At 44.3% G+C, this 3,373-nt stretch carries 3 protein-coding genes; 1 reads left to right on the top strand and 2 read right to left on the bottom strand.

The features are described from left to right. Positions 1–164: 164 nt before the first annotated feature. Positions 165–446, bottom strand: a complete 282-nt coding sequence (locus D5R40_RS31370) for a hypothetical protein (protein WP_124155758.1) — start codon at positions 444–446, stop codon at positions 165–167. A 4-nt stretch (positions 447–450) separates the two neighbouring features. Here D5R40_RS31370 and D5R40_RS31365 point away from each other — a divergent pair, with 4 nt between their 5' ends. Beyond that, entirely contained in the window at positions 451–660 is a 210-nt protein-coding gene (locus tag D5R40_RS31365; protein ID WP_124155757.1) for a hypothetical protein, read from the top strand. A gap of 2,215 nt (positions 661–2,875) precedes the next feature. Here D5R40_RS31365 and D5R40_RS31360 read toward each other — a convergent pair. Beyond that, positions 2,876–3,373 (bottom strand): SLC13 family permease (locus D5R40_RS31360; RefSeq protein WP_192901337.1); only part of this gene is annotated, 498 nt, incomplete at its 5' end.

Genomic DNA, 3,373 nt, shown 5'->3' with positions numbered 1-3,373 from the left:
CTTACGTCCCTTCGCGATTAAAAGTAGGCGCCGGCAGTCAAACACCCTGACTATGTACCGTAACTATTTCAAATTTGCCTGGCGACATGCCCTAAAACATAAGGGCAATACACTCCTGCATGTCCTGAGCCTAGGCCTGGGAATTGCCTGTTCCATTTTCATCTTCATCTATTTGAAGGGAGAATTGAGTTACGATCGCTTCGGCTGAGAATAATTTGATCCGTTTTCTCCAAGGCCTTGGTTGGGTCACCATGCAAGGCAGGGAAAGAGAAGACCTCGAAGAAGGAAGGATCAGTACGAATGAAGTCTTCCTCATGAAATTTCTTTTCCGGGCTGGCTCCCAACAGAAACTTATTGCCCCAGTTAGGGAACAATCTAACTGCCGCTGCTACTTCCGGAAAGTCCTTAACCAGATTCGGAGCCAAGGGCTGGAGGTGTCGTGGCATCGGTATGGCCGCCTTTGTTCGGACTACGAAAATCAATAGCTACGCGATGGATGCGATCAACATCCTCATGGAAGCGATCGTAACTCAATTCTTCCTTCAAATAGATATGAAGATGAAAATGGAACAGGCAATTCCGGCGCCCCTAGGCTCAGGACATGCAGGAGTGTATTGCCTTAATGTTTTAGGGCATGTCGCCAAGGCAAATTTGAAATAGTTACGTACATAGTCAGGTGTGTTGACTGCCGGCGCCTACTTTTAAATCGCGAAGGGACGTAAGAATTGGAAACACATGTACCTATAATAATAATCTGGGCTTGCCAAAAGGCTTCTTATCGCCAATTCAGGGCAAGAATTCATGCAAGTCCCCCTTTGATCTCTCAAGGAGTTCATCAACGACACAAACAAAGCCAAAAAGCGGATCGGCCCACTTTGGTGGACGGTGGTTATTGGAAGGAGCCGCCAATAGGGGAAGGTTTCCAAGCCAGTCAGGAAATTGGTTCCCAAGGAATTTCTCCAAGTTTCGTGATTCTTCCTTCCAAGGCATGCTGCCAGCAGCGGTGATATGACAGTCGTTATGCGTCGGCCCATCGCCTGGTCTACTAGCTGTTGGGGGGTACCTTTTTTCTCTATCGATTCATCCGGAGTGACCGGCTCCAATGGCCGCCTGCGACCATCTGCGCAATGATTTCCTGCGGATGCTGAGTCCATAGCCTTCGGGTACAGTACCCTACTATCAAAAGGATAACTCTTCGAACTCACGCCTGTTGGTAGGAGTTATGACTACTAAGTTTGGTTCCACACCATTTTTATGTTTTGAGACGTATTATTGGTGGATCTTTCGTAATGCAGACAAATATAAGTCAAAATTCCTACAAATATGATTGAATCTGCGCCCCTGGCTAGATTTCAAAAAATCCGAATTGGATAGGGGGACGCGTCTATATCACATATCAACAATAGATACCTTCCTGCTTAAAATCAATCCATAAGAAGAAATCTATGCCCTAGCTGATCTCCGCCCTAGCGTTATTTTTAGTACATTGCCAAGACTCGCTTATCCCTTACTAGCCACAGGCACAGAGAGGATTTCCATTGGCTGCAATATGCCGCTAGAGTACGTACACCCTCGTTTGTCAAATTTGATAACAAGCCATTTTTTCGATGCCGTTTAATTAGCTTGAAGCAAGCAATTGGAATACTCAAATATTTCAGGGCTAAGAATTTTTTGGCCATGTCAGCCAGTTTAAAAATGCCAGTGTAATTTGGCACCTCTACAACTATCCCACCAAGCTGAACTCCAAGCGAAGTACTAAGGTAAAAAAGTATTGCCTTTCTATGTTAAGCGTAAGTCCAGAGACTTATACTGTTTTCCCATGATTGCAGCACCAAAGATCTATTCCGATGGGGCTAAAATTGTTTCAATCAACGCGCAGAAAGCACTGAGATCATCGAGACTCAATTCAAGGGAGGAATGCTACTACTGAACGGTTACATCGAAACGCGAATAAATGAGGCTAATGGAGCGGTACCTGTCTCCTTTATTCAGGTTTCGATCTATATTACAATCTACACTTGAACCTCGCGGAACTACCTTCCCATGTCCAGGTATAAACGAACATAAAACTGGGCTTACTAAAGAGGGTGCAGCTAGAAGGATGGGCCATGAAGAAAAGAAAGTGAAATGACTACTTAAAAGATAATGGTGTAAATGACAGTTCTGGTACAGCATACCTCTCCCTCATTCGAACCTTTCCTAGAAAGAAGATCTTCCATCTTCGACACTCCCTCGCTTCCTTCTACAACAAAAAGATCGACCGCCAATTTCGACTCCTTCTAGCACGGTCCTTTTGCAAATTAAAGGAGGCATAATATTTCAAAACCTATATCCTTGATCTCAGAACAAGAAGGGGGTAAGCGAACATCAAATCAATGGAATTGATTCGTATCTGTATATCACCTTCAAATTGTAAAAAAACATCTATCTCAGCCATCTCGGATTTTCGGATCCACTAAGAATCCGTTATAATTGAAAGAGATCTGCTGATTTTCTTTTAAACATGATGAGAATACTGCGAAAGCTGAACATAATCTTTGGATCAAACAACTATGAGTATTCGAAATCTCCGGCTGAAAACCCATCGAAGACATGTCTTCAAGGCCTTGTTGTGCAAATTCAATGGATACACCTTTTCCAAGCGCTTGGTGACCTGGCAGATGTCTCCCGAAAGACGACTGATGGCAATATTCATTGGAGAGGAAAAGGTGGCGGGATATTTGAAAGGGTCCGACTGTGGCAATAGCATTGTGATTCAACTTGCACCAATAGCATAGATCATGGTACGCTTTTCAACCCAATATCCAGATCGGCTCTCATACCAGAAAGGCATCCGATAGGTCGCGGAGTATTACCGGATTATCCAGTTGAAATATTATGTGGGATGACTTATTGGTAAAAGAGATCTGGAAAATGGAAAAGCACTTCGTTTAATTAAGAACAAAAAAATAACACCCCTCTCCGCCCAGGCCGGAAGTGCCGTTTCAATCCCCCACATCGGGATCACCAAGAAGTAAAGCAACAAAGTCAGCAACACCACACAGATTAGGTTGAGCCATAGACCACACTTGGCCATTTCTCCAATACTTAGCCGTTCACTCCCGAAGATCACCATATTGGGGCCGGTAGCGATGGGTAACATAAAGGCAAAAGAGCAAGCAAAGGTGGCAGGAATCATAAAGAGCAAAGGATTGATCTCATTTGCCACTGCTATTCCAGCAAGTAGTGGCAGAAACAGGGTAGCCGTCGCGGTATTGCTATTGACTTCCGTAAAGAACAGCATAAACACCACAATGCTGATGACGATCAAAGCTACTGGTAAGCTCCCAATAAAGGCTAGGTTCTCCCCTATGTATGCAGCCAAACCACTTTC

The sequence above is a fragment of the Okeania hirsuta genome (genome assembly GCF_003838195.1).
GTDB classification, from domain to species: Bacteria; Cyanobacteriota; Cyanobacteriia; order Cyanobacteriales; family Microcoleaceae; genus Okeania; species Okeania hirsuta.
This window is presented reverse-complemented; position numbering and strand designations above follow the sequence as displayed.